Origin of the sequence: Paucibacter sp. M5-1 (assembly GCF_027498415.2) — a bacterium.
GTDB lineage: Bacteria > Pseudomonadota > Gammaproteobacteria > Burkholderiales > Burkholderiaceae_C > Roseateles_E.
Window position 1 is genome coordinate 4,277,774 of record NZ_JAPZLM020000001.1, and the last position, 22,980, is coordinate 4,300,753.

General features: G+C 63.5%; 15 protein-coding genes and 4 tRNA genes. 18 read left to right on the forward strand and 1 reads right to left on the reverse strand.

Annotation, left to right across the window (positions count from 1 at the left end; translation table 11 throughout):
* The 5 genes from nagZ to O5M90_RS20255 all read left to right on the forward strand — a co-directional run bounded on the left by nagZ (nucleotide 1) and on the right by O5M90_RS20255 (nucleotide 5,612).
* The gene (gene nagZ, locus O5M90_RS20235) at nucleotides 1-1,485 is read left to right on the forward strand and encodes a beta-N-acetylhexosaminidase (protein ID WP_269838278.1); all 1,485 of its coding nucleotides are present in this window, start codon (nucleotides 1-3) and stop codon (nucleotides 1,483-1,485) included.
* A 7-nt stretch (nucleotides 1,486-1,492) separates the two neighbouring features.
* The gene (locus O5M90_RS20240) at nucleotides 1,493-2,806 is read left to right on the forward strand and encodes an MFS transporter (RefSeq protein ID WP_440402297.1); all 1,314 of its coding nucleotides are present in this window, start codon (nucleotides 1,493-1,495) and stop codon (nucleotides 2,804-2,806) included.
* A 15-nt stretch (nucleotides 2,807-2,821) separates the two neighbouring features.
* Nucleotides 2,822-3,745 carry a glycoside hydrolase family 16 protein gene (locus O5M90_RS20245; RefSeq protein WP_440402299.1) on the forward strand — a complete coding sequence of 308 codons (924 nt, stop codon included), beginning with the start codon at nucleotides 2,822-2,824 and terminating at the stop codon, nucleotides 3,743-3,745.
* A gap of 19 nt (nucleotides 3,746-3,764) precedes the next feature.
* Nucleotides 3,765-4,823, forward strand: coding sequence for an acyltransferase family protein (locus O5M90_RS20250; RefSeq protein ID WP_269838275.1), 1,059 nt, complete (start codon nucleotides 3,765-3,767; stop codon nucleotides 4,821-4,823).
* An 81-nt stretch (nucleotides 4,824-4,904) separates the two neighbouring features.
* A complete protein-coding gene (locus O5M90_RS20255; protein ID WP_269838274.1) occupies nucleotides 4,905-5,612 on the forward strand; it encodes a DUF6445 family protein in 708 nt (235 codons plus the stop codon).
* Nucleotides 5,613-5,758: 146 nt separating this feature from the next.
* Here O5M90_RS20255 and O5M90_RS20260 read toward each other — a convergent pair whose 3' ends face one another.
* Nucleotides 5,759-8,416: a TonB-dependent receptor gene (locus O5M90_RS20260; RefSeq protein ID WP_269838273.1), complete on the reverse strand. Its 2,658-nt coding sequence runs from the start codon at nucleotides 8,414-8,416 to the stop codon at nucleotides 5,759-5,761.
* A gap of 391 nt (nucleotides 8,417-8,807) precedes the next feature.
* Here O5M90_RS20260 and O5M90_RS20265 point away from each other — a divergent pair.
* The 13 genes from O5M90_RS20265 (at nucleotide 8,808) to rpoC (ending at nucleotide 22,910) form a co-directional block, all read left to right on the forward strand.
* Nucleotides 8,808-8,893 (forward strand) — tRNA-Tyr (locus O5M90_RS20265).
* A gap of 92 nt (nucleotides 8,894-8,985) precedes the next feature.
* Nucleotides 8,986-9,059: transfer RNA gene (locus O5M90_RS20270), tRNA-Gly, on the forward strand.
* 82 nt (nucleotides 9,060-9,141) lie between these two features.
* Nucleotides 9,142-9,216 (forward strand) — tRNA-Thr (locus O5M90_RS20275).
* 43 nt (nucleotides 9,217-9,259) lie between these two features.
* Nucleotides 9,260-10,450 carry an elongation factor Tu gene (gene tuf, locus O5M90_RS20280; RefSeq protein ID WP_262971603.1) on the forward strand — a complete coding sequence of 397 codons (1,191 nt, stop codon included), beginning with the start codon at nucleotides 9,260-9,262 and terminating at the stop codon, nucleotides 10,448-10,450.
* 14 nt (nucleotides 10,451-10,464) lie between these two features.
* Nucleotides 10,465-10,540: transfer RNA gene (locus tag O5M90_RS20285), tRNA-Trp, on the forward strand.
* Nucleotides 10,541-10,690: 150 nt separating this feature from the next.
* Complete coding sequence (secE, locus tag O5M90_RS20290; RefSeq protein ID WP_262971606.1) at nucleotides 10,691-11,074, forward strand: preprotein translocase subunit SecE; 384 nt, start codon at nucleotides 10,691-10,693, stop codon at nucleotides 11,072-11,074.
* A gap of 17 nt (nucleotides 11,075-11,091) precedes the next feature.
* Nucleotides 11,092-11,679, forward strand: a complete 588-nt coding sequence (gene nusG, locus O5M90_RS20295; RefSeq protein WP_137945762.1) for a transcription termination/antitermination protein NusG — start codon at nucleotides 11,092-11,094, stop codon at nucleotides 11,677-11,679.
* Nucleotides 11,680-11,832: 153 nt separating this feature from the next.
* On the forward strand, nucleotides 11,833-12,264 hold the full coding sequence (rplK, locus tag O5M90_RS20300) for a 50S ribosomal protein L11 (protein WP_137945763.1): 432 nt from the start codon (nucleotides 11,833-11,835) through the stop codon (nucleotides 12,262-12,264).
* 1 nt (nucleotide 12,265) lies between these two features.
* The gene (gene rplA, locus O5M90_RS20305; RefSeq protein WP_137945764.1) at nucleotides 12,266-12,973 is read left to right on the forward strand and encodes a 50S ribosomal protein L1; all 708 of its coding nucleotides are present in this window, start codon (nucleotides 12,266-12,268) and stop codon (nucleotides 12,971-12,973) included.
* Nucleotides 12,974-13,250: 277 nt separating this feature from the next.
* A complete protein-coding gene (gene rplJ / locus O5M90_RS20310; protein ID WP_137945765.1) occupies nucleotides 13,251-13,784 on the forward strand; it encodes a 50S ribosomal protein L10 in 534 nt (177 codons plus the stop codon).
* A 48-nt stretch (nucleotides 13,785-13,832) separates the two neighbouring features.
* The gene (gene rplL / locus O5M90_RS20315) at nucleotides 13,833-14,213 is read left to right on the forward strand and encodes a 50S ribosomal protein L7/L12 (protein WP_137945766.1); all 381 of its coding nucleotides are present in this window, start codon (nucleotides 13,833-13,835) and stop codon (nucleotides 14,211-14,213) included.
* 335 nt (nucleotides 14,214-14,548) lie between these two features.
* Nucleotides 14,549-18,670: a DNA-directed RNA polymerase subunit beta gene (gene rpoB / locus O5M90_RS20320; protein ID WP_137945767.1), complete on the forward strand. Its 4,122-nt coding sequence runs from the start codon at nucleotides 14,549-14,551 to the stop codon at nucleotides 18,668-18,670.
* A gap of 19 nt (nucleotides 18,671-18,689) precedes the next feature.
* Complete coding sequence (gene rpoC / locus O5M90_RS20325) at nucleotides 18,690-22,910, forward strand: DNA-directed RNA polymerase subunit beta' (protein WP_262971605.1); 4,221 nt, start codon at nucleotides 18,690-18,692, stop codon at nucleotides 22,908-22,910.
* Nucleotides 22,911-22,980 lie beyond the last annotated feature (70 nt).

The following is a 22,980-nucleotide window of genomic DNA, read 5'->3' on the forward strand; positions in this document are numbered from 1 at the left end:
ATGAGCGCCACCCCTGCTTTCCAGCCCGGCCGTCTGGTGATGGTCGATATCCAGGGCAAGTCCCTGGACGCGGCCACGGCCGCTTTTCTGCGCGAGCACCATATCCGCGCGGTCTGCCTGTTCCGCAAGAATCTGGGCAGCGAGGCCGAGGTGCGCCAGCTGACCCGCGATCTGCGCGAGGTGATGGGCCCCGAAGCCCTGATCGGCCTCGACCAGGAGGGTGGCTCGGTGGTGCGCGCGACCTTCCTGCCGCAGCCGCCCTCGGCGATGGCGCTGGGTGCGGCCGGCGACGAGGCCTTGACCGAGCGGGTCGGCGCCGCCGTGGCCCGCGGCCTGCGCGGCATCGGCGTGAACTGGAATTTCGCGCCGGTCACCGACATCAACAACAACCCGGCCAATCCGGTGATCGCCGAGCGCAGCTTTGCCGAGACCGCCGACGAGGTGACCCGTCTGGCCGGGGCCTGGATGCGCGGCTCGCTGGCCGCCGGCGTGGCCTGCTGCATCAAGCACTTCCCCGGCCATGGCGACACCCATGTCGACTCGCACCTGGACCTGCCGACGGTGGACAAGAGCCGCGCCGAGCTGGACGCGCTGGAGCTGCGGCCCTTCAAGGCCTTGCGCGAGCTCGCACCCTCGGTGATGACGGCCCATATCGTCTATCCGCAGATCGATCCCGACTATCCGGCCACGCTGTCGAAGAAGGTGCTGGGCAGCATCCTGCGCGAGGAGCTGGGCTACGAGGGCGTGGTCATCACCGACGCGCTGATGATGAAGGCCATTGCCGAGCGCTATGGCTATGCGCGCGCGGCGGTGCTGGCGATCAACGCCGGCGCCGACATGATCCTGGCCCAAGGCTCGCTGGAGGAGCAGGGCCAGTCTATCGCGGCCTTGCAAGCGGCCTTTGCCAGCGGCGAGCTGACGCAGGCCCAGGGCGAGCGCGCCGCCGCGCGCCTGGACGCGCTGGCCCGCGCCTACCCGGTGGTGCATGACGACTACCGCGGCGCGCAGCGCGACGGCGATGACGCGCTGATGCGCCAGGCCTGGGCGGCCGGGCTGACGGCGCTGCGCGGCGCGCAGGCGCCGGCACGCAGCGAGCGGCTGCGTGTCTATGTGCAGGACAGCGTGCCGACCGACGGCGTCTCCGAGGCGGGTCCGACCGGCGCGCAGGTGCGGGCACTGTTCGACGGTTTCGGCGATGTGGACTTCGTCGCGCTGGATGACATCGCCGCGCTGGCCTGGGCCGATGTGCCGGCCGACGGCCGCCGCACCATCGTCGCCTCGACCCACCGGGCCCGCTACGGCGAGCAGGCGGGCCAGTGGCGGCCGGACCTGCACCTGGTGCTGTGGAACCCGTTCCAGGCGCTCGATGTGGCCGCACCGACGGTCATCACCTGGGGCTATGCCGATGGCGCGCTGGCCGCGCTGCGCGACTGGCTGCAGGGCCACAGCCCGGCGGCGGCGCGCTCGCCCGTGACTCTGAACTGAGGACGCCATGACCCCGCCACGCTCCCCCCTCGCTTCCCCGATCCGCTGGGTGCCCACGCTGTACTTTGTGCAGGGCATGCAGTTCTTCGTCGTGATGCTGATCGCCGGCCTGATGTTCAAGAACATGGGCGTGGCCAATGACCAGATCGCGCGCTGGACCGGCTTGCTGGGCCTGGCCTGGGCGATCAAGCCGCTGTGGAGTCCGTTCCTGGAGCTGGCGCGCAGCAAGAAGCTGATCGTCGTCGCGATGCAGTTCACCGGTGCAGCGGGTCTGGCGCTGATGGCGCTGGCGCTGCAACTGCCGATGTGGTTTGCGGCCAGCATCGCGGTGCTGTTCGTGCTGGCCTATGCCTCGGCCACCCATGACATTGCCTGCGACGGCCTCTATATGGCCAGCCTCGATGCCAGGCAGCAGGCCGCCTATGCCGGCTGGCAGGGTGCGTTCTTCAATGCCTCCAAGTTCCTGACCCTGGGCGGACTGCTGGTGCTGGCCGGCCAGCTGGAGCGCAGCATGGGCGTGATGAACGCCTGGTCGGTGATCTTTGCGCTGCTGGCGGTGCTGCTGGCCCTGCTGGCGGCCTACAACGCCTATGCGCTGCCCGGCACGCTGAATACCGGCCATGCCGAGCTGACGGCCGCCAGCGTCTGGCGCACGCTGCGCGAGGTGATCGCCGATTTCCTGAGCAAGCCGGGCATCTGGTTGATGGTGCTGTTCATCGTGCTGTTCCGCTTCGCCGAGGGGCAGGTGCAGACCATAGGCCCGTTGTTCCTGATCGAGGCGCGCGACAAGGGCGGCCTGGGCCTGAGCACCGAGCAGGTCGGCGGTGTCTATGGCACGGTGGGCACGGCGGCCTTTCTGGTCGGCAGCATCCTGGGCGGCTACTTCACCTCCTGGCTGAGCCTCAAGCGCGCGATGCCCATCCTGATCATCGCGATGGCCGTGCCGAATGTGACCTTCTACTACCTGAGCCTGACCCTGCCGCAGGACATGTTCCATGTCGGTGCCGCCATTGCGGTGGAGATGATGGGCTACGGCTTCGGCTTCGTCGGCATGATTCTCTACATCATGCAGGTCGTCGCCCCGGGCAAGTTCCAGACCGCGCATTACGCCTTGGGCAGCGGTGTGATGCAGCTGGGCTTCATCTTCTCCAAGACCATCAGCGGCGACATCCAGCTGGCCATGGGCTACCAGAGCTTCTTCCTCTGGACCATTGCCTGCGGCGCGCCAGCCCTGCTGCTGCTGCTCTTCGTCAAGATCCCGGCCGCGCGAGCGGCGGCGCCCGTCGAGCCCGGCGCGGCCGAGCCTGTTGCCACCCGCTGAAGAAAAGACACCGACATGTCCAGTGCTTTGCGCGCGGCGGCGCTGGCCGCCGCCCTGACCACCGTTTGCCTTTGTCAACCTGCGCGGGCGCAAGCGCCTGCGCAGGTTTTTTTTGACGATTTCAGCTACCGCCACAGCGGCGAGCTGGGTAGCGGCGGCTGGACCCCGCGCAGCCAGGCCGGCCATCCCGGCATTCCGGGCGCGCAGTGGCGCAGCGACGCGCTGAGCCTGTTGGACGATGCCGAGCTCAAGGGCAACCGCCTGCTGCGCCTGCGCGCCGCCACCGATGGCACGGGGCCGGGCACGCAGCAGGTGCAGCTGTGCCATGCGCGCAAATATCTGGAGGGCACGTATGCGGCGCGGCTGCGCTTTCGCGATGCGCCCAGCAGCGGCGCCGACGGCGACCCGGTGATCCAGACCTTTTATGTGGTCAGCCCGCTGAAGCACGACTTTGATCCCGAGTTCAGCGAGATCGATTGGGAGTACCTGCCCAACGGCGGCTGGGGCAGCCCGGATACCCGGATCTACGGCATCAGCTGGCAGACCGTCAAGCTGGAGCCCTGGCAGGCCTTCAACGGTTCGCACCAGGAGCGCGGCTCGCTCAACGGCTGGCACACGCTGATGATGCAGGTGCTGGACGGCGAGGTGCGCCTCTTCATCGACGGCCGCCAGGTGGCCCGGCACAGCGGACGCAACTATCCGGTGGTGCCGATGTCGATCAACTTCAATCTGTGGTTCTCGCCCGGCGGCCTGCTGCCGGCCAGCGCCGCGCCGCGGGTCTATGAGCAGGATGTGGACTGGGTCTTTCATGCGCGCAACGCGCGGCTGAGCCCGGCCGAGGTGGCGGCGCAGGTGGCGGCGCTGCGCCAGACCGGCTCCGCCCGCGTCGACCAGGTGCCGCCGGCCCAGCCGCCGCTGGACAGCCGCTGCGATTTCTGAGCCCGGTCCGTAACAGTCGATGAATCAACGCTACGCCTCGGTCGATGCGCTGCGCGGCCTGTGTGTCGCCGCGATGCTGCTGGTCAACAACCCCGGTGACTGGGGCCATGTCTATGCGCCGCTGCAGCATGCGGCTTGGCATGGCTGCACGCCGACCGATCTGATCTTTCCCTTCTTCCTGTTCATCGTCGGCGTCTCGCTGAGCCTGGCGCTAAGTCCCAAGGTCGAGGCAGGCGTCGCCATCGCGCCGCTGCGCCGCGCGGTGCTCGTACGTGCGCTGCGCATCCTGCTGCTGGGCCTGGCCCTGCATGCGCTGGCCTGGTGGCTGATGGACAAACCCCACTTCCGCCTGATGGGCGTGCTGCAGCGCATCGCGATCTGCTTTGCGCTGACCGGGCTGGCGGCCTTGGTTCTGCGGCCGCGCCAGCAATGGGGTCTGCTGCTGGCCTTGCTGCTGGGCTGGGGGCTGTTGCTGCTGAGCGGCGGCAGCCTGGACAAGGCCGGCAATATCGCTGCCCGGGTCGACAGCCTGCTGCTGGGACCTCTGGCCTACGAATGGCGCGAGGGCCTGGCCCATGAGCCCGAGGGCCTGCTGTCTACCCTGGGTGCGCTGGCCACCACCATGCTGGGCCTGCGCGTCGGCGCCTGGCTGCGCGAACGCCACACGAAGGCGCTGTTGGCCACCGGTCTGCTCTGCCTCGTGGCGGGCTGGCTGTGGAGCCAGTGGCAGCCGATGAACAAGCAGCTGTGGACACCCAGCTTCGTGCTGTGGAGCGGCGGCGTCGCGACCTTGACCCTGCTGCTGGCCCAGCGCCTGATCGACCAGCGCGGCTGGCCGGCGCTGGGGCGCAGCTTTGGGGTCAATGCGATCACGGCGTATGCGGGCGCTTGGGTGATGAGTGTGGTGCTGGCCGCTCCGGGTTGGCAGGCCGCCATCTATCAGGGCTGGCTGCTGCCGACCGTCGGCGCGGCGCTGGGCGCTGAGGCGGCCTCGCTGGCCTTCGCGCTGGTCTTCGTTGCCGTCTGGTGGCTGTTGATGCGGTTGCTGGACCTGCAGCGGATCTACATCAAGGTTTGATCGGATGTTGCTGCCGCAAGCTGCGCCGGCTGGGACAATGGGCTGTCTCCCAATTCTCGTAGTTGCCGCTGAGCCCCGAGCATGAATGACCCCTACTCGATTCGCATGCCGCCCGACATCCGCTCGGTGCGGGTCGGCGAGCACCAGGTCGTCTTCATCGATGACTTTCTGGAGCACCCCGAGGCTTTGGTAGAGGCGGCCGCCCAGGCCCGCTTCGAGCCTTGTGCGGGCGCGGATGAGCGCAAGGGCTATCCCGGCGTGCGAGCGCCGGTGCCGCCGGCCTATAGCGAAAACCTGACGGAATTGCTTGACCCATTGATCCGGCTGAACTTCGGTGTGCCGGAGGAACTCGCGCTGCGCAAGTCACCGTGCACCTTCTCGCTGACCACGGTGGCGCCGCAGGATCTGGGCCCCTTGCAGCGCGTGCCCCATTTCGATGCCAGCACGCCGCATTTCATGGCCGTGCTGCTCTACCTCTGCGATGAGCGACATGGCGGCACTGCCTTCTACCGGCACAAGGCCAGTGGCCTGCAGCAGATCACGGCCGACCAGCGCGAGCCTTATGGCGAGATGATCTACGCGGAGACCGAGCGCCGACCGGCGCCACCGCGCTATTTCTCCGACTCGAACGAGTGCTTCGAGCTGCTGGGCATGATGCCCGCGCGCTTCAACCGTTTGGTGATCTACCGGGGCAGCTTGCTGCATTCGGCCATCGTCAACCCGCGGCAAGGCCTGAGCAGCGACCCGCGCCAGGGCCGGCTGACCCTCAATACCTTCTACGACTTCTAGCGCCGTCGACAGGCGCTGATCTGAAGAACGCGTGGCCCTTGGCCGCGCGTTTTGCTTTGTGTCGTCGGCGTGACTTTGCATGCCTGCGCGCAGATAAAAAAAAGCCCGGCGACTGCCGGGCTTTTGTGGTGACGAATATCCGTCGGTCAGAACTTGGCGCTCAGGCCCAGCTTGAAGGTGGTTTCACCCTTGAAGCTCCAGGCCGGGAAGCCGGCGCGCAGCGGGTCCTTGATGCCGGTGTTGGAGGCGGCGGCGGCACCGTACTGAACATCATCTTCCTTGGTCAGATTGATGGCCTCGAAGGAGAGCTTCAGGTTCTTGGTGATGTTCCATCCCAGGCTGGCGTCCAGCGTGCCGTAAGCGTCATGCATGCGGTTGCCATACCAGAAAGCGCCTTCGCGGATCATGTACTTGGAGCGCCAGTTGTAGGCTAGGCGACCGAAGTAGCTCTCGTTCTCGTAGTAGCCGACCAGGTTCACATTGTGCTTGGAGGACTGGGTGAACACGCCCAACTGATCCAGGTAGCTGCTAGCGGGGGCATTGCCCTCGGTGAAGGTGTAGTTGCCTAGCGCGCCGAAGCCGTTGCCGAAGGCGTGGCTGGCCTGCAATTCCAGGCCGCGGATCTTGCCGCCGCCGGAGTTCTGGAAGCTCTGCACCGTCCAGTTGTCCACACCGGTCAAGGGATCCACCAGGCCGACCTTTTGATTGGGCGTGACGTTGGCGACGACGAAGTTCGAGATGTCCTTCACGAAGTAGGTGGCGGACAGCATATTGCCGCGGCCGTAGTAGTACTCCAGGCCGATGTCGGCCTGGCTGGACTTCATGGGCTTGAGGCCGATGTTGCCGATAGTCCAGGTTTCATTGCCTCGGCGGTCGTCGTTGTAACCCGACACCGTCACGCCGAACATATTGGCGAAGTTCGGGCGGGTGATGGCTTGCGAGGCCGTGGCGCGCAGCACCAGATCCTTGCGCAGGTCGAAGGCCAGGTTCACGCTCGGCAACACATCGTTGTAGCTCGACTTCGTCGACACCGTGGTCTTGGCCCAGTTCTGGTTGCCGGCGTACTGATCAGGCGGGGAAACGCCGTCGAACTTGTAGGCGGTACTGGTGGCCCTGGTGGAGATGTAGCGCAGGCCGAAGTTGCCGCGCAGGCCTTGGGTGTCGAACTCGAACATGCCGTAGACCGAGCGGTTCTTCTCGTTCAACTCGCCATAGCCCGAGCGATCCTCGACCCAGCCCGAGATATTCTTGTTGGTGTTACTCAGCATGGCACCGATGTCCGCGCGCGGCACCGTCCAACCGCCAACGTTCACGGAACCATCGAACAGGGTGGAGGTGTTGACCGGGGCGATGGTGGCGTTCCAGATCGGACGGAAGCTGCGCTTCTCGAAGGTGTGGTCCGCCAGACGCACGCCGGTCTTGAAGGTGGTGATGACGCCCCAGTCCAGGTCGACGGTGGCATCGAACTGACCGAACTTCTCCTTGTCTTTGTTCGGGCCGGCCGAGGTCGCCCAGGTTTCCGGCGACATCTGCGCCGGCAGGGCGCCGATGCCCCAGGACTGGTTGGTGCTCGGGTTGATCTGGATCTGCTTGCCGGTGGCGTCGATCGTGCCCTGCCAGTTCGGACGAGTGAAGGGTCCGGCGGCCCCGTCAAATGCGGCCGTCTGATAGTTGGTGGTGGCCGAGGTGCCACCGCTGGCCTTGGTGCTGCCGATCACGAGGTCGAACTTGGCGTTGCCGAGTGTGTAATGGGCATCGGCGACTACGCTGTCCGAGTCCATGCTGGCGCCGCGGGCCCAGACTTGAAAGAACTTGTGGGCCAGGGGCTTGGCCGCCGTGGTTGTGCTGTGCAGGCACATGCCGTTGGGGTTGAAGGCCGCCGACGTGACTGCGGTGTTGCGCTTATCGCAGTTCTGGTCGTGCATCAGGTAATCGCTGGCATTGGAGCTGTTTGCATCCAGCTCCATCTTCAGCAGGTTCAGACCTAGCTCCAACCCTTCGACCGGGCGTGCCTGCAAAGCGACGTTGAAGGCGGTGCGCTTGCGTTCCTGAACGAAGGCCGTGGGGGCCACATCGCTGTTCCAGCGGCTGTCGGCCTCGACACCACGGCGGATGTAGTCGCCCTTGGATTGACCGGCGGCAACCAGCACGCCGAAGCTGCGGGCCTCATTGCGCCAGCTGTACAGGCCGGAGAACTCCTTCTCCGGGTCGCTGATGGTGCCGTCGCCGTAGCGCACGCTGCCGAAGGCCGTGTTGGCCTTCAGATCCAGCGGCTTGCGGGTCTTGACGATCACGGTACCGCCGATGCCGCCTTCGGTCAGGTTGGCCTGCGAAGACTTGTAGACCTCCATGCCGCCGATCAACTCGGCGGGCAGCAGCGAGTAGTTGAACGAGCGGTCGATGTCGTTCTGGTCATACCAGCCGGTGGACGCGACGGTCTGGCCGTTCAGCGTGGTGTAGGTCATCTGCGGATCGGTGCCGCGGATCGAAACCGCAGCGCCTTGGCCGAAGGCGCGACCCACCGAGATGCCGGGAATGCGGCCCAGCGCCTGGCCGACGTCAGCGTCCGGCAGCTTGCCCACGTCCTCGGCGGACACGGCATCCACCACGGCGGTGGCGTTCTTCTTGATGTTGGCGGCGGTTTCCAGCGAAGCGCGGATACCGGTGATCACCACCTGGTCGAGTTGGCTGGCCTCGGGCTTCGCAGCCGCTTGTCCGGCCTGCTGGGCTTGGGCGGCAAACGCCACGCCCAGCAATGTCAGCGACACGGCGGCCGCGATGGGGGTCTGTCGGACCTTCTTCATAAACTGCTCCTCGATATGGCCGTCAACGAATCGGCCTGTTTAGACGCGGAGCCCGATGCATACCCATGGAGAAGTGGCATGCGTCTGGCGCCCCAGATGGACATCAATGTGCAACCAATGCCATGCCACTATACGGCGGTGTAGTGCCACTTTGCTACCACTTCATGACTCGTGTTTTCCCTGCTTGTCGTTGCTTTTGCGACAGCAAACGGGTGTTGATGTTGTTTCTTGGTAGCTAATTGGTATTGCTTTCGGGTTTTGGCTGGTATTGGCTATAAGTGATGAAGGAGTGGGGTGGTGCGTTCCTGCTGTGAGCCGAGGGGCTGGCGTCGCTGGACTTGAAAAGTCTTTGCGGCCAAAAAAAGCTGTGCTATAGTCGCAGGCTCGCCTCGGAGGGGTGGCCGAGTGGTTAAAGGCAGCAGACTGTAAATCTGCCCGCTAACGCGTACGCTGGTTCGAATCCAGCCTCCTCCACCAAGGCGAACGTTTTGATGGGTCGAGATGCCGGTGATCCGGGTCTCGATTCCAGCGAGGCGATGAAGAAGAGTTGGATTGATCAAGACTCCCGGGCGGGAGTAGTTCAATGGTAGAACCTTAGCCTTCCAAGCTAATGACACGGGTTCGATTCCCGTTTCCCGCTCCAGTTGTGGGGTGCTTGGTTGTGTTGGGTGGTTGTAGCGTCGATACCGGTTTGCTGGTTGGTTTGCCGTCAAACCTGTGTCGATGCCCATGTGGCTCAGTGGTAGAGCACTCCCTTGGTAAGGGAGAGGTCACGCGTTCGATCCGCGTCATGGGCACCACCAATTTCTTCTGGTCTGATCTGATCCTATTCAGGAGCGCAAGATGGCAAAAGGTAAATTCGAACGCACCAAGCCGCACGTCAATGTGGGCACCATCGGTCACGTTGACCATGGCAAGACCACGCTGACGGCTGCTATTGCAACCGTGCTGTCGAAGAAGTTCGGCGGCGAGGCCAAGGCCTACGACCAGATCGACGCAGCGCCTGAAGAGAAGGCACGCGGCATCACGATCAACACCGCTCACGTCGAGTACGAAACGGCCAATCGCCATTACGCTCACGTGGACTGCCCCGGCCACGCTGACTATGTGAAGAACATGATCACCGGCGCCGCCCAGATGGACGGTGCGATCCTGGTGTGCTCGGCCGCTGACGGCCCGATGCCCCAGACCCGCGAGCACATCCTGCTGGCGCGTCAGGTCGGTGTGAAGTTCATCATCGTCTTCCTGAACAAGTGCGACATGGTCGACGACGCCGAGCTGCTCGAGCTGGTCGAAATGGAAGTGCGCGAGCTGCTGAGCAAGTACGACTTCCCGGGCGACGACACCCCCATCATCAAGGGTTCGGCCAAGCTGGCGCTGGAAGGCGACACGGGCGACCTGGGCGAGCAAGCCATCATGCGCCTGGCCGATGCGCTGGACACCTACATCCCCCAGCCGGACCGCGCCGTTGACGGCACCTTCCTGCTGCCGGTGGAAGACGTGTTCTCGATCTCGGGCCGTGGCACCGTGGTGACCGGTCGCGTCGAGCGCGGCATCATCAAGGTCGGCGAGGAAATCGAAATCGTCGGTATCCGCGACGTGCAGAAGACCACCGTGACCGGCGTGGAAATGTTCCGCAAGCTGCTGGACCAGGGTCAGGCCGGCGACAACGTCGGTATCCTGCTGCGCGGCACCAAGCGTGAAGACGTCGAGCGCGGCCAAGTGCTGGCCAAGCCCGGCTCGATCAAGCCGCACACCCACTTCACGGCCGAGATCTATGTCTTGTCCAAGGAAGAGGGCGGCCGTCACACCCCGTTCTTCAACAACTACCGTCCCCAGTTCTACTTCCGCACGACGGACGTGACCGGTGCCGTGGAGTTGCCGGCGGACAAGGAAATGGTCATGCCTGGCGACAACGTCAGCATCACCGTGAAGCTGATCGCTCCGATCGCGATGGAAACCGGCCTGCGCTTCGCCATCCGTGAAGGCGGTCGTACCGTCGGCTCCGGCGTCGTGGCGACCATCATCGCTTAAAGTTAGAAGGCCACAGGGGCATAGCTCAATTGGCAGAGCGTCGGTCTCCAAAACCGAAGGTTGGGGGTTCGAGACCCTCTGCCCCTGCCAGTCGCTTCGGATAAAAGCGACCGGTCCAAGTGGTCAAGCATCAGCCCGCGGGAACTGTTCCCGGCGGGCTTTGCTGCTGTTGGGTATCCCGTGATTTGATTGTCTGGGCCGGGTGGTTTGCTGCCGGGCACAGGTGCTAAAGAAAGTTCTATGTCCAATCCTCAAGTCGAAACGGTCACGACCGGCGCCGACAAGGCCAAGCTGGCTGCTGCCGTGCTCTTGCTGGTGGGCGCGCTGGTGGCTTTTTACGCGCTCGCCAAGCAGGGTCCGATTGCCCAGTGGGGCGCGTTGCTGGTGCTGCTGGTTGCCGCCGCTGCCGCGTTCTTCACCTCGGAGTCGGGCAAGTCGCTGATCGCCTACGGGCAGGACTCGGCGCGCGAGGTGCGCAAGGTCGTGTGGCCGACGCGCAAGGAGGCGACGCAGATGACGGGCTATGTGTTCGCCTTCGTGCTGGTGATGGCCTTGTTCCTGTGGCTGACCGACAAGACATTGGAATGGGTGCTGTACGACCTGATCCTGGGCTGGAAGCGCTGAGAGGCGGAAGGACTGCAATGAGCGAAGAACAAGGCGTTGTCACCGGCGGTGAGGCCGCGGTGCCCACCGGTCTGCCCAAGCGTTGGTATGTGGTTCATGCCTATTCGGGCATGGAGAAGGCTGTCGAGCGCAATCTGCGCGAGCGCATTGATCGCGCCGGCATGCAGGACAAGTTCGGTCGCATCCTGGTGCCGACCGAAGAGGTCGTCGAGCTGAAGAACGGCAAGAAGGCCGTCACCGAGCGTCGTTTCTTCCCCGGCTATGTGCTGGTGGAAATGGTGATGGAAGATGACACCTGGCACTTGGTCAAGCACACCTCCAAGGTGACCGGTTTCGTTGGTGGTGCGAAAAACCGCCCGGCTCCGATCTCGGAAGCCGAGGTGATGAAGATCGTCAACCAGATGCAAGAAGGCATCGAGAAGCCCCGGCCCAAGGTCGAGTGGACGGTGGGCGAGGTGGTGCGCGTCAAGGAAGGTCCGTTCACCGACTTCAATGGCGCGATCGAGGAAGTCAACTACGACAAGTCCAAGGTGCGTGTCTCGGTCACGATCTTCGGTCGTGCCACGCCGGTGGAGTTGGACTTCGCGCAGGTCGAGAAGGTTTAAGGCTCGTCGGTGCCCGGCGGCTTCGGCTGCCAATACCGACCGTAGTCAGTCCGCGACGAGATGCGGACAAGAGGAGCAAAGGTAACCAGTCCTTTGCGCTAGCACTCAGGTGTCGTGGCGCTGTTTACGCCGCGCCACTGATTGGAGAGAAATATGGCAAAGAAAATTGTCGGCTTTATCAAGCTGCAAGTCGCTGCCGGCAAGGCGAATCCTTCGCCTCCGGTTGGTCCCGCGCTGGGTCAGCGTGGCCTGAACATCATGGAGTTCTGCAAGGCGTTCAACGCCCAGACGCAGGGCCATGAGCCGGGCATGAAGCTGCCGGTGGTCATCACCGCGTTTGCGGACAAGAGCTTCACCTTCGTGATCAAGTCGCCCCCGGCGACCGCGCTGATCAAGAAGGCCGCCAAGATCGAGAAGGGCTCGCAAAAGGCTCACCTCGAGAAGGTTGGCAAGCTGACCCGTGCTCAGCTGGAAGAGATCGCCAAGATCAAGGTCAAGGATTTGACCGCTGCTGATCTGGACGCCGCCGTTCGTACGATTGCTGGTTCCGCCCGTTCGATGGGCGTGCTGGTGGAGGGTGTTTGAGATGGCAAAGCTGACTAAGCGCCAAAAGGCCCTGCAAGGCAAGGTCGAGACCACCAAGCTGTACACGCTGGGTGAAGCCCTGAATCTCGTCAAGAGCCTGGCTACCGCCAAGTTCGACGAGTCGATCGACGTGGCCGTGCAACTGGGCATCGATGCCAAGAAGTCGGACCAAGTGGTGCGTGGCGCCGTCGTGATGCCTAACGGCACCGGCAAGACCAAGCGCGTCGCCGTGTTCGCCCAAGGCGCCAAGGCTGACGAGGCCCGCGCCGCCGGCGCCGACATCGTCGGCATGGAAGACCTGGCCGAGCGCGTCAAGGCTGGCGACATGCCTTTCGACGTTGTGATCGCCTCGCCGGACACGATGCGTATCGTCGGTACCCTGGGTCAGATCCTGGGCCCGCGCGGCCTGATGCCTAACCCCAAGGTTGGCACCGTGACCCCGGACGTCGCGACCGCTGTCAAGAACGCCAAGGCTGGCCAGGTCCAGTTCCGCGTTGACAAGGCCGGCATCATCCACGGCACCCTCGGCCGTCGTTCGTTCGACACCGACAAGCTGGAAGGCAATCTGCGCGCGCTGATCGAGGCCCTGAACAAGGCCAAGCCGGCGTCGAGCAAGGGTGTCTACCTGCGCAAGGTGGCGGTGTCCTCCACGATGGGCGTTGGCGCCCGTGTGGATGTCGCCAGCATCAATGCCCAGGCCAACGCCTAAGCAAAGAAGTTGAGGTGCGGCGCGAAGTCTGGCGCCGTGCTGATGAATTGGTGGGGCGTGGGCAGGTTTTCTTGCTCGCGCGTCATCCAAGACCGTTGGTGTGAAGCCCCGCTGTATCGGGGGTGACGCTTAATCGGGTTGGCCTTGTGTCTTCCCTGCCAACGCAGATGGCGGTCCCGCTGTAAAGGATTTTCCTGAACAGAAGGTCGCTGAATCCCGGTGCCGAAGGTCCTGTGCTCAACACACGGGGCCGGAGGCGTAATGTGAGGAGTAGACCTTGAGTCTCAATCGCAACGAGAAGGCAGCCGTTGTCTCCGACGTCGCAGCGCAAGCTGCCAAGTCGCAGACCCTGGCGCTGGCCGAGTACCGTGGCCTCACCGTGGAAGCCTTGAACAAGCTGCGCATCGACGCGCGTGCCAAGGGTGTCTATCTTCACGTGCTGAAGAACACCCTGGCCCGTCGCGCTGTTGCCGGCACCCAGTTCGAAGCTGCCTCGGAGAGCATGGTCGGCCCGCTGATCTACGGCTTTTCGGAAGACGCGGTCGCTGCGGCCAAAGTCATCGCTGACTTTGCCAAGGGTAACGACAAGCTCGTCATCAAGGGTGGTGCCTACGGCGGCAAGGCTCTGGACGTCAACGGCGTGAAAGCGCTGGCGGCTGTTCCGAGCAAGGAAGTGCTGCTGTCGCAAATCGCCGGCCTGCTCAAGTCGCCGGTGCAACGCACCGCGGCCGTGCTGGCGGCCCTGGCTGCACAACGTGGTGCTGGCGCTGCTTCTACGGAAGTTGCTGCCGAAGCCCCCGCTGCAGCCTAAGACGATCCCGTCAAACGCAAGCAATCTGTATATAGGAAGAAACACATCATGGCATTCGATAAAGACGCATTCCTGACCGCCCTGGACAGCATGACCGTTCTGGAACTGAACGATCTGGTCAAGGCAATCGAAGAGAAGTTTGGCGTGTCCGCCGCTTCGATGGCTGCTCCGGCCGCCGGTGGCGCTGCTGGCGGCGGCGCTGCTGCTGCTGAAGAGCAAACCGAGTTCAACGTTGTGCTGCTGGAAGCCGGCGCCAACAAGGTCTCGGTGATTAAGGCTGTGCGCGAAATCACCGGCCTGGGCCTGAAGGAAGCCAAGGACCTGGTCGACGGCGCTCCGAAGGCTGTCAAGGAAGGCGTGGCCAAGGCTGACGCTGAAGCCGCCAAGAAGAAGCTGGAAGAAGCCGGCGCCAAGGCTGAGCTGAAGTGATTGTCTGGGGTCAGGGTTGCGCAGCAGCTCTGACCTCGCTGACTAGAAAGGGGCGGTCGCAAGACCTCCCCTTTCCCCGTTTCAAGGGTTTATCCGGTTGAGAATAGTTGAAAGCCCCGCGCAGGGTATGATGCGCGGTTCTTTCAAGTGTTCTCTGATCCGACTGCAGAGAACCGGTTTGGTCGGGCCCAGGTGCAATGCCGGGGTTGTCCGCCAGCGGTTGGTAGTGGCCAACCACCAAGCATCGAGCCGTCCGTTCTGGATCGGGCTCGACAAGCCAGTCGCCGACGAAGCCCGTCCCACGGCCAGGGGTGGGCTCTCGACACGGAGTGTTTATGGCGCAAACAACCCCCTATAGCTATACCGAGCGCAAGCGAATCCGCAAGAGCTTCGGTAAGCGCGAGAGCGTTCTCAACGTTCCCTACTTGCTGACCATGCAGAAGGAGTCGTACGTCGCCTTCCTGCAAAAAGAAGTGCCTCCAGCCAAGCGCAAGCCCGAAGGCCTGCAGGCTGCTTTCCTGTCCGCGTTCCCGATTGTTTCGCACAACGGTTTCGTGGAGATGAAATTCCTCGAATTCAATATCGCCAAGCCGCCGTTCGACACCCGTGAGTGCCAGCAGCGTGGCTTGACCTATGCGGCGGCCGTGCGTGCGCGCCTGCAGATGATCATCTATGACCGTGAGTCGCCCCAGGCGAAGACCGTCAAGGAGATCAAGGAGCAAGAGGTCTACATGGGCGAAGTGCCCCTGATGACCGACTACGGCTCCTTCATCGTCAATGGCACCGAGCGTGTCATCGTCTCCCAGCTGCACCGCTCGCCCGGCGTGTTCTTCGAGCACGACAAGGGCAAGACCCACTCGTCCGGTAAGCTGCTGTTCTCGGCCCGCATCATTCCTTACCGCGGCTCCTGGCTGGACTTCGAGTTCGACCCCAAGGACATCCTGTTCTTCCGTGTCGACCGTCGCCGCAAGATGCCGGTCACGATCCTGCTGAAGGCCATCGGCCTGAACCCCGAGCAGATCCTGGCGCACTTCTTCGTCTTCGACAATTTCCGTCTGATGGACGCCGGCGCGCAGATGGAGTTCGTTGCCGACCGCCTGAAGGGCGAGGTCGCCCGCTTTGACATCACCGACAAGAGCGGTGCCGTCATCGTCGAGAAGGACAAGCGCATCACCGCCCGTCATGTGCGCCAGCTTGAGCAAAGCGGCACCCAGCATGTGACCGTGCCCGAAGACTTCCTGGTCGGCCGCGTGCTGGCCAAGAACATGGTCGACGGCGACACCGGCGAGATCATTGCCAAGGCCAATGAAGAGCTGACCGACGCGCTGCTGAAGAAGCTGCGCCAGGCCGGCATCAAGGACATCCAGTGCTTGTTCACGAACGAGCTGGATGAGGGCGCCTACATCAGCCAGACCCTGGCCTCGGACGAAACCGCCGACCAGCTGGCTGCGCGCGTGGCGATCTATCGCATGATGCGCCCCGGCGAGCCGCCGACGGAAGACGCTGTCGAAGCGCTGTTCAACCGCCTGTTCTACAGCACCGACACCTACGATCTGTCGCGCGTCGGCCGGATGAAGTTCAACGCCCGCGTGGGCCGCGACACGCCGGAAGGCAATATGAACTTGTCGAACGAGGACATCCTCGACGTCGTCAAGATTCTGGTCGAGCTGCGCAATGGCCGCGGCGAGGTCGATGACATCGACCACCTGGGCAACCGTCGCGTGCGTTGCGTCGGCGAACTGGCCGAGAACCAGTACCGCTCGGGCCTGGCGCGTATCGAGAAGGCCGTCAAGGAACGTCTGGGCCAGGCCGAGACCGAAGCCCTGATGCCGCACGACCTGATCAACTCCAAGCCGATCTCCGCGGCGCTGAAGGAGTTCTTCGGTGCCTCGCAGCTGTCGCAGTTCATGGACCAGACCAACCCGCTGTCGGAAATCACGCACAAGCGTCGTGTTTCCGCCCTGGGCCCGGGTGGTCTGACCCGCGAGCGCGCCGGCTTCGAAGTCCGTGACGTGCACCCGACCCACTACGGCCGTGTCTGCCCGATCGAAACGCCGGAAGGCCCGAACATCGGTCTGATCAACTCGCTGGCGCTGTATGCACAGCTCAACGAGTACGGTTTCCTGGAAACGCCTTACCGCCGCGTCGTCGACGGCAAGGTGACGACCCAGATCGACTATCTGTCGGCCATCGAGGAAGGCAAGTACGTGATCGCCCAGGCGAACGCGACCTTGAACCCTGCCGGCGAGCTGACCGACGAGCTGGTCTCGGCGCGTGAAAACGGCGAATCGGTGCTGACCTCGCCCGAGCGCATCCAGTACATGGACGTGGCGCCGACGCAGATCGTGTCGGTCGCGGCCTCGCTGGTGCCCTTCCTCGAGCACGACGATGCGAACCGTGCACTGATGGGCGCCAATATGCAGCGCCAGGCTGTGCCGACGCTGCGTCCCGAGAAAGCCCTGGTCGGTACCGGCGTCGAGCGCGTCGCGGCCAAGGACTCGGGCACCGTGGTGGCCGCACGTCGCGGCGGCGTGATCGACTATGTCGACACCAACCGCATCGTGATCCGCGTCAACGACAACGAGACCGTGGCCGGTGAAGTCGGCGTCGACATCTACAACCTGATCAAGTATCAGCGTTCCAACCAGAACACCAACATCCATCAGCGCCCCATCGTGCGCCGTGGTGACAAGGTGGCGGCCGAGGACATCATTGCCGATGGCGCCTCGACCGACATCGGTGAACTGGCGCTGGGCCAGAACATGCTGGTCGCGTTCATGCCCTGGAACGGCTACAACTTCGAAGATTCGATCCTGATCTCGGAGCGTGTGATCGCCGAAGACCGCTACACCTCGATCCATATCGAGGAACTGGTGGTGATGGCGCGTGACACCAAGCTGGGCAGCGAGGAAATCACCCGCGACATCCCGAACCTGAGCGAGCAGCAACTCTCGCGTCTGGACGAGTCGGGCATCGTCTACGTCGGCGCCGAAGTCGGCCCCGGCGACGTGCTGGTCGGCAAGGTCACGCCCAAGGGCGAGACCACGCTGACACCGGAAGAGAAGCTGCTGCGCGCCATCTTCGGCGAGAAGGCTTCGGACGTGAAGGACACGTCGCTGCGTGTCGACCAGGGTACCAATGGCACCGTCATCGATGTGCAGGTCTTCACCCGTGAAGGCATCCAGCGCGACAAGCGCGCCCAGCAGATCATCGACGATGAGCTCAAGCGCTTCCGCCTGGACCTGAACGATCAGCTGCGCATCGTCGAGAGCGATGCCTTCGACCGTATCGAGAAGCTGCTGAACGGCAAGGTCGCCAACGGCGGCCCGCAGAAGATCGCCAAGGGCACGGTCATCGACAAGGCTTATCTGAGCAGCGTCGAGCGCTTCCACTGGTTCGACATCCGTCCCGCCGAGGATGATGTCGCCAATCAGCTGGAGTCCATCAAGAACTCGCTGGAGCAGACCCGCCATTCGTTCGATCTGGCCTTCGAAGAGAAGCGCAAGAAGCTGACGCAAGGCGACGAGCTGCCGGCCGGCGTGCTGAAGATGGTCAAGGTCTACCTGGCCGTCAAGCGCCGCCTGCAGCCTGGCGACAAGATGGCAGGCCGTCACGGCAACAAGGGTGTGGTGTCCAAGATCGCTCCGATCGAAGACATGCCCTATATGGCCGACGGCACGCCCGCCGACATCGTGCTGAACCCGCTGGGCGTGCCCTCGCGGATGAACGTGGGTCAGGTCCTGGAAGTGCATCTGGGCTGGGCCGGCAAGGGCATTGGCCAGCGCATCGGCGACATGCTGCAGGAGCACGCCCGCGTGTCCGAGCTGCGTCAGTTCTTCGATGAGCTGTACAACAAGTCGGGTGGCAAGACCGAGCATCTGGACGACCTGAGCGACGACGAAGTCATCGAGATGGCGCAGAACCTGCGCCATGGCGTGCCGTTCGCGACGCCGGTGTTCGACGGCGCCAAGGAAGAAGAAATCCGCGGCATGCTGAAGCTGGCCTACCCGGACGACATTGCCGCCAAGAAGGGTCTGACCGCCACGCGCACCCAGGCTCAGCTGCACGACGGCCGCACCGGCGAGGCTTTCGAGCGCCCGGTCACGGTCGGCTATATGCACGTGCTGAAGCTGCACCACCTGGTGGACGACAAGATGCACGCCCGTTCGACCGGCCCGTACTCGCTCGTCACGCAGCAGCCGCTGGGTGGTAAGGCGCAGTTCGGCGGCCAGCGTTTCGGTGAGATGGAAGTGTGGGCGCTGGAAGCTTATGGCGCCTCCTACATCCTGCAGGAAATGCTGACCGTGAAGTCCGATGACGTGAACGGCCGCACCAAGGTGTACGAGTCCATCGTCAAGGGCGAACACGCCATCGAAGCCGGCATGCCGGAATCGTTCAACGTCCTGGTCAAGGAAATTCGTTCCCTTGGCATCGACATTGAACTCGAGCGCAACTAATTAGGAACAGGAGAGACACATGAAAGGTTTGCTGGACCTGTTCAAGCAATTCACGCCCGACGAGCACTTCGACGCGATTGCGATCCGCCTGGCCTCGCCAGAGAAGATCCGCTCGTGGTCCTTCGGTGAGGTGAAGAAGCCCGAGACCATCAACTACCGGACTTTCAAGCCCGAGCGTGATGGCCTGTTCTGCGCCAAGATCTTCGGCCCGATCAAGGACTACGAGTGCCTGTGCGGCAAGTACAAGCGCCTGAAGCACCGCGGCGTGATCTGCGAGAAGTGCGGCGTTGAAGTCACCCAGACCAAGGTGCGTCGCGACCGCATGGGTCATATTGACCTGGCCGCGCCCTGCGCCCACATCTGGTTCCTGAAGTCGCTGCCTTCGCGTCTGGGCCTGGTGCTCGACATGACGCTGCGCGACATCGAGCGCGTGCTGTACTTTGAAGCCTATGTGGTCGTCGACCCGGGCATGACCCCGCTGAAGAAGTTCTCGATCATGACCGAGGACGACTACGACGCGAAGCGCCTGGAGTTCGGTGACGAGTTCATCGCGCTGATGGGTGCCGAGGGCATCAAGAAGCTGCTGGAGGAGATGGATCTCGACGTCGAGATTGATCGCCTGCGCAACGACATGACCGGCTCGGAACTCAAGGTCAAGAAGAACTCCAAGCGCCTGAAGGTGATGGAAGCCTTCAAGAAGTCCGGCATCAAGCCGAACTGGATGGTGCTGGAAGTGCTGCCCGTGCTGCCGCCGGACCTGCGTCCGCTGGTGCCGCTGGACGGCGGCCGCTTCGCGACCTCGGATCTGAACGATCTGTATCGCCGCGTCATCAACCGCAACAACCGCCTGGCCCGTCTGCTGGAGCTGAAGGCCCCTGAGATCATCGTGCGCAACGAAAAGCGCATGCTGCAGGAAGCCGTCGACTCGCTGCTGGACAACGGCCGCCGCGGCAAGGCGATGACCGGCGCGAACAAGCGTGCCCTGAAGTCGCTGGCCGACATGATCAAGGGCAAGAGCGGTCGTTTCCGTCAGAACTTGCTGGGCAAGCGCGTCGACTACTCGGGCCGTTCGGTCATCGTGGTGGGTCCGACCCTGAAGCTGCATCAGTGCGGTCTGCCCAAGCTGATGGCGCTGGAACTGTTCAAGCCCTTCATCTTCTCGCGCCTCGAAGCCATGGGCATCGCGACGACGATCAAGGCGGCGAAGAAGGAAGTCGAATCCGGCACGCCGGTGGTCTGGGACATCCTGGAAGAGGTCATCAAGGAGCACCCGGTGCTGCTGAACCGCGCGCCGACCCTGCACCGTCTGGGCATCCAGGCCTTCGAGCCGGTGTTGATCGAAGGCAAGGCCATCCAGCTGCACCCGCTGGTCTGCGCCGCCTTCAACGCCGACTTCGACGGTGACCAGATGGCCGTCCACGTGCCGCTGTCGATCGAAGCGCAGATGGAAGCCCGCACCCTGATGCTGGCCTCCAACAACGTGCTGTTCCCGGCCTCCGGTGAACCCTCGATCGTGCCCTCGCAAGACGTGGTGCTGGGTCTGTATTACGCGACCCGCGAGCGCATCAACGGCAAGGGCGAAGGCCTGATCTTCTCGGACATCCCCGAGCTGATCCGTGCACTGGAAAACGGCGTGGTCGAGATCACCGCCAAGATCAGCGTGCGCCTGACCGAGTACACCAAGAACAAGGAAACCGGCGAGTGGATCGCCGAGACCAAGTTGGTGGACACCACCGTCGGCCGCGCCCTGCTCAGCGAGATCCTGCCGAAGGGCCTGCCTTTCGCCAATATCAACAAGGCGCTGAAGAAGAAGGAAATCTCGCGCCTGATCAACACCTCGTTCCGCAAGTGCGGTCTGAAGGAAACCGTCGTGCTGGCCGACAAGCTGCTGCAAAGCGGTTTCCGTCTGGCCACGCGCGCCGGTATCTCGATCGCGGTGGACGATATGTTGGTGCCGCCGGAGAAGCCGCTGCTAATCGAGCGTGCCGAGAAGGAAGTCAAGGAAATCGAGCAGCAGTATGTCTCGGGCCTGGTGACCGCCGGCGAACGCTACAACAAGGTCGTCGACATCTGGGGCAAGACCGGTGACGAGGTCGGCAAGGTCATGATGACCCAGCTGTCCAAGCAGAAGACCATCGACCGCAACGGCCGCGAAGTGGATCAGGAGTCCTTCAACTCCATCTACATGATGGCCGACTCGGGCGCCCGGGGCTCGGCCGCGCAGATCCGCCAGCTGGCCGGTATGCGGGGCCTGATGGCCAAGCCTGACGGCTCCATCATCGAGACGCCCATCACGGCGAACTTCCGCGAAGGTCTGAACGTTCTGCAGTACTTCATCTCCACCCACGGTGCTCGTAAGGGCCTGGCGGATACGGCGCTGAAGACCGCGAACTCGGGCTACCTGACCCGTCGTCTGGTCGACGTGACCCAGGATCTGGTCGTCACCGAAGTGGATTGCGGCACCGACAACGGCATGAATATGCGTGCCCTGGTCGAGGGCGGTGAAGTCATCGAATCGCTGCGCGACCGCGTGCTGGGTCGTGTCGCAGCCATCGATGTGCTGCACCCCGAGACCCAAGGCGTGCTGCTGGCGGCCGGCAATATGCTGGACGAAGACACGCTGGACATGCTGGAGCAGGCTGGCGTCGACGAGATCAAGGTCCGCACCCCGCTGACCTGCGCCACCCGCTTCGGCCTGTGCGCCAAGTGCTATGGCCGCGATCTGGGCCGTGGCGGCCTGGTCAACACCGGTGAAGCGGTCGGCGTGATCGCCGCCCAGTCGATCGGTGAGCCGGGTACCCAGCTGACGATGCGTACCTTCCACATCGGTGGTGCGGCGTCGCGTGCAGCGGTGGCCTCCAGCGTCGAAGCCAAGTCGGACGGCATCATCGGCTTCAATGCCACGATGCGCTACGTCACGAACGGCAAGGGCGATCTGGTGGTGATTTCGCGTTCCGGCGAAATCATCATTGCCGACCCGCATGGTCGCGAGCGCGAGCGTCACAAGGTGCCGTACGGCGCGATCCTGAACATCAAGGCCGACCAGACCATCAAGGCTGGCACGATCTTGGCGAACTGGGATCCGCTGACCCGCCCCATCATTACCGAGTTCGCCGGCAAGGCGACCTTCGAGAATGTGGAAGAGGGCGTGACGGTGGCCAAGCAGGTCGACGAAGTGACCGGCCTGTCCACGCTGGTGGTGATCGATCCGAAGCGCCGTGGCGCTGCCAAGGTCATTCGCCCGCAGGTCAAGCTGCTCGACGTCAATGGCAACGAAGTGAAGATCCCCGGCACCGACCACTCGGTGACGATCGGCTTCCAGGTTGGCTCGCTGATCCAGATCCGCGACGGTCAGGATCTGTTCCCCGGCGAAGTGCTGGCACGTATCCCGGTCGAAGGCCAGAAGACTCGCGACATTACCGGCGGTCTGCCGCGTGTGGCCGAGCTGTTCGAAGCCCGTTCGCCCAAGGATGTCGGCGTGCTGGCCGAGCGTACCGGTACGGTCTCGTTCGGTAAGGAGACCAAGGGCAAGATTCGCCTGGAAATCACCGACCCGGATGGCAGCAAGCACGAAGAGCTGGTGCCCAAGGAGAAGAACATCCTGGTGCACGAAGGCCAGGTGGTCAATCGCGGCGAATTGATTGTGGACGGCGCCGCCGACCCGCAAGACATCCTGCGTCTGCTGGGTATCGAAGAGCTGGCTCGCTACATCGTCGACGAAGTGCAGGACGTGTATCGTTTGCAAGGCGTGAAGATCAACGACAAGCACATCGAGGTGATCGTTCGCCAGATGCTGCGTCGCGTGCAGATCACGAACTCGGGCGACTCGCACTACATCGTCAACGAGCAGGTCGAGCGCTCGGAGCTGCTGGACACCAACGACCGTCTGCGCGCGGAGGGCAAGATGATTGCCACCCACGCCGATGTGCTGCTGGGTATCACCAAGGCTTCGCTGTCGACCGATTCCTTCATCTCTGCGGCTTCCTTCCAGGAAACCACCCGCGTGCTGACCGAGGCTGCCATCATGGGCAAGCGCGACGAGCTGCGCGGTCTGAAGGAAAACGTCATCGTCGGCCGCCTGATCCCTGCCGGTACCGGTATGGCCTTCCACGACGCCCGTCGTGCCAAGGAAAGCATGGACGACGCCGAGCGCCGCTCCATCGCCCAGCAGGAGGCCGAGGAATTGGCCGCTGCCCAGATGGCCAGCGTGGACAGTGCTTCGGAAGGCAGCGCCGAGTAAGACTCAACGCTTTTCTCCAAGCCTCAAAGGGCCACCCTCGCAGTCCGTGTCAATACTCTGACGCTAAGCT